Consider the following 3804-nt stretch of genomic DNA (forward strand, 5'->3'; position numbering starts at 1 on the left):
CCTCGTCCCCGGCGGGCAGCGGGGTGGGCAGTTCGCCCGGCGGCCGGCCCAGCTTGGCGTCGTGCTGGAACCGGGCCACCACCAGGCAGGCGGCGGCCTGTTCGGCCCGGTCGGCCGGGTCCTCCCGCTCGGGGTCGAGGTGACCGAAGCCGAGGTGCAGCAGGCAGTGCACCAGCACCCAGTACCACTCGTCGGCGTCGGCGCGGCGCCGCCGGTTGACCACCACCTTCCCGTCCTCGCGGACCCGCGCCCACCCTCGCTGGTCGGCGAGTTCGTCGTCGTCGGACCAGGCGAACCAGGCGTTGCGCGCGGCGCCGGCGGAGCAGAGCGGCCGGAACATCGGGTGCGTGGTGACCCGCTGCCTGGCCTGGCGGAACGCCTCCTCGTTCGGGTCCGGCCGGCGGCCGGCGCGGCGGGCGGCCACGGCTCAGGCCCGGGCGGCGACGAGCCGGGGCAGGTCCCGGGTCACCTCGACCAGGAACCACGCCGGCAGCACCGGCATCCCCTCGTCGTCGGTGGCGACGACCAGCTGGGCGCACTCCAGGGAGATCTCGGCCAGCTCGACCAGCAGGCCCTTGGCGCGCAGGGCGAAGTCGCGGACCGGGCGGGAGGCGTGGTCGCGGTCGGCGGGCAGCTCCTTGACCAGCCGCGCCCGGAACGCCTCGGCGAAGAAGTAGAGCAGGTCCCGGTCGGTCGCCGCGCGCGGCCAGCCGGCGTCGCCCCGGACGATGGCGTCCAGGCCGTACCGGTGGCGCACCGTCTTGACGTACGCGGTGAAGCCGGCCGCGTGATGCCCGGTCAGCGTGCCGGCCGCCAGCAGCCGGACGGTCGCCTCGTCGACGCCCTCGCCGAAGGAGCGCAGCGCGTCGGAGAGCATGTGCCAGCTGCGCGGGGTGGAGAACGGCTCCTCGGTCTTCGGCGGCGCCACCCACAGCTGGTCCGGGCGCTCGGTCAGGTAGTCCAGCACCCACGGGTGCAGGCCCGCGCCGGCAGCCCAGGCCAGCCAGTCGGTGGCCGAGGCCCGCAGGTGCACGTGCACCAGCCGGTTGACCAGGGCGGACGCCATCGGCCGGGCGAGCGCGTTGTCGGTGGCCCGGTTGCCGGCGCCGATCACGATCGAGCCGGCCGGCAGCTCGTACGAGCCGATCCGACGGTCCAGGATCAGCGAGTAGAACGCCTTCTGCACCTCGGGGCTGGAGGAGTTCAGCTCGTCCAGGAAGAGGCAGTACGGCTCGGTGCGGGCGATCGACTCGGGCGGGGCGAAGCGGCTGCGTCCGTCGCGCAGCTCCGGCACGCCGATCAGGTCCTCGGCGGCGAGCTGGGTGCCGACCAGCGTCACGCAGGGCAGGCCGAGCGAGTCGGCAAAGGCTCGGACCAGCGAACTCTTGCCGATGCCCGGCGCGCCCCAGACGAAGACGGGCCGGACCACCGCGACGTGCAGGAGCAGCGCGGGCAGCTCGGCCGGGGTCACCGTGAGGGCGGAGTGCACGCCGATCATGATCGGGCGGGGGACCGGGGGGCGCACCCGAATATCGGGCCCGGGCCGGCGCCGAACCAGCCCGGGGCGTTCCGGGTCAGCGCAGGCGGGGCAGCACCTCGCGCTGGTAGAGGTCGAACATTCCCTGGGTGTGCGGGCCCGTGTTGGCCACGTAGACCTCGTCGAAGCCGGCCTTGGCGTACCGGTCGATCATCTCCAGGTGCGCGTCGGCGCTGTTGCCGCAGACGAACGACTCCTTCATCATCTCCGGCTTGACCAGCTGGGCGGCCTGCTCGAAGTGGCGCGGGGAGGGCAGCACCTGGGACAGCTCGCCCGGCACCCCGGCGTTCGGCCACTTCTCGTACGCCAGCCGCGCGCCCTCCTCCTCGCTGTCGGCGTACGCCGCCTTGAAGCCGGCCTGGCACGGCTTGTCGCCGCCGCCGCTCTCCCGGAACCGGCGGACCATGTCGGCGTCGGGCATGACGCTGACGTAGCCGTCGCCGATCCGGGCGGCCAGGTCGATCGCCTTGGGGCCGAAGCCGGAGACGTAGACCGGTGGGGGCGTGTCGGGCAGCGTGTAGATCCGGGCGTGCTCGACGGTGTAGTGCTTGCCGTGGTGGTTGACGAACTCGCCGCGCCACAGCTCGCGCATCACCTCGACCGCCTCCTCCAGCATCTCCAGCCGGACGTCGGTCTGTGGCCAGGCGTCGCCGAGGATGTGCTCGTTGAGGGCTTCGCCGGAGCCGACGCCGAGCACGAAGCGCCCGGAGTGCAGGACCGCGCTGGTGGCCGCGGCCTGGGCGAGCACCGCCGGGTGGATGCGGACGGTCGGGCAGGTCACCGCGGTGGTGACGGGCAGCGAGCAGACCTGGCTGAGCGCGCCGATGGTCGACCAGACGAAGGGGCTCTGCCCCTGCGCGTCCACCCACGGGTGGTAGTGGTCCGAGATCCACAGCGCCTCGAACCCGGCCCGTTCGGCGCCGCGCGCCTGCTCCAGCAGCTCCGCCGGGGTGAACTCCTCACTGGACAGGAAGTAACCGATCTTCATCTTTCCCCCTCGCCGTCGCCCGCCGCCGGTCGCGCTGGGCTGACCGTGGATGCCCTACCCCGGACTCGGGGGATCAGTCAGCGGCGGCCGAACATGGCCCGGATGGCGGCGAGCAGCAGCAGGCCGCCGACCACCACGCCGAGCAGGCGCACGCCGGGGACGTCGGCCGGCGAGGTGGCGTCGGCGAGCGGCAGCAGATCCATTCCCGCACTGTCGCACGCCGCCCCGGAGGGCGCCAGACGGTAACAGTAAGGTTTATTGACTATTTCGTGGCCCGGTGTGACCATGGCAGCACCGCGACGGCGTGAGGCCGTCGGACGACCACACGGGGGTACGGGGGCCGCATGAGCGAGCGGAGCGAGCGAATCATCGGGCACAGCGCATCGGAGCCTCATGACGCCGTCGGCCGAAGGGCGGCGGCGTCATGAGCGAGCGCAACCTGGCGGGCCTGGCGGCCGCCGTCCTGCAGCCCGGTTTCGTCGGCACCAGCCCGCCCGACTGGGTCTGCCGCTGGCTCGGCGAGGGGCTCGGCTCGGTGGTCCTGTTCGCCCGCAACGTCGTCGACCCCGGCCAGCTCGCCGAGCTCACCGCGACCCTGCGCGCCGAACGCCCGGACGTGCTGGTGGCCATCGACGAGGAGGCCGGCGACGTCACCCGGATCGAGTCGGCGCTGGGCAGCTCCCGCCCGGGCAACTTCGCCCTCGGCGCGGTCGACGACCCGGCGCTGACCGAGGAGGTGGCCCGGGACCTCGGCGCCGACCTCGCCGCGCTCGGCGTCACCCTCAACTACGCCCCGGACGCCGACGTCAACAACAACCCGGCCAACCCGGTGATCGGCGTCCGGTCCTTCGGCGCCGACCCCCAGCTGGTCGCCCGGCACACCGCCGCCTGGGTGCGCGGCCTGCAGTCCGCCGGCGTCGCCGCCTGCGCCAAGCACTTCCCCGGCCACGGCGACACCCGGGTCGACTCGCACCACGACCTGCCCCGCATCGGCGCCAGCCGGGCCCGCCTCGACGCCGGCGAGCTGGTGCCGTTCCGGGCCGCCGTGGCGGCCGGGGTGCAGGCCGTGATGACCGGGCACCTGCTCGTGCCCGCCCTCGACCGAGGAGCTGCCCGCCACCCTCAGCCCCCGCATCCTCGGCGACCTGCTCCGCGAGGAGCTGGGCTTCTCCGGCGTGGTGATCACCGACGCCGTGGAGATGCGGGCGGTCACCGACCGGTACGGCTTCGCCGGCGCCGCCGTGCGCGCCCTGGCCGCCGGGGCCGAGCGGGCTGGTCG

Annotated in this window: 3 protein-coding genes and 2 pseudogenes; 1 reads left to right on the forward strand and 4 read right to left on the reverse strand. The window is 74.1% G+C overall.

Going from position 1 to position 3804, the window contains the following annotated elements:
- The 4 genes and pseudogenes from JNW89_RS30500 to JNW89_RS37020 form a co-directional block, all read right to left on the reverse strand.
- Positions 1 to 424 (reverse strand): annotated as a pseudogene (locus JNW89_RS30500) (hypothetical protein); the annotation flags it as partial.
- A gap of 3 nt (positions 425 to 427) precedes the next feature.
- Entirely contained in the window at positions 428 to 1471 is a 1044-nt protein-coding gene (locus JNW89_RS30505) for a MoxR family ATPase (RefSeq protein WP_309140043.1), read from the reverse strand.
- A gap of 103 nt (positions 1472 to 1574) precedes the next feature.
- Positions 1575 to 2525, reverse strand: coding sequence for a TIGR03557 family F420-dependent LLM class oxidoreductase (locus tag JNW89_RS30510; protein ID WP_238451710.1), 951 nt, complete (start codon positions 2523 to 2525; stop codon positions 1575 to 1577).
- 77 nt (positions 2526 to 2602) lie between these two features.
- Positions 2603 to 2728 carry a hypothetical protein gene (locus JNW89_RS37020; protein ID WP_255541416.1) on the reverse strand — a complete coding sequence of 42 codons (126 nt, stop codon included), beginning with the start codon at positions 2726 to 2728 and terminating at the stop codon, positions 2603 to 2605.
- 221 nt (positions 2729 to 2949) lie between these two features.
- Here JNW89_RS37020 and JNW89_RS30515 point away from each other — a divergent pair.
- Positions 2950 to 3804 (forward strand): annotated as a pseudogene (locus JNW89_RS30515) (glycoside hydrolase family 3 N-terminal domain-containing protein); the annotation flags it as partial.

This window comes from Micromonospora sp. 4G55, assembly GCF_016803375.1.

Excerpts from the sequence above, each read along its gene's own strand:
- JNW89_RS30510 (WP_238451710.1), bottom strand. The coding sequence starts at position 2,525 with ATGAAGATCGGTTACTTCCTGTCCAGTGAGGAGTTCACCCCGGCGGAG.
- JNW89_RS37020 (WP_255541416.1), bottom strand. The coding sequence starts at position 2,728 with ATGGATCTGCTGCCGCTCGCCGACGCCACCTCGCCGGCCGACGTCCCC.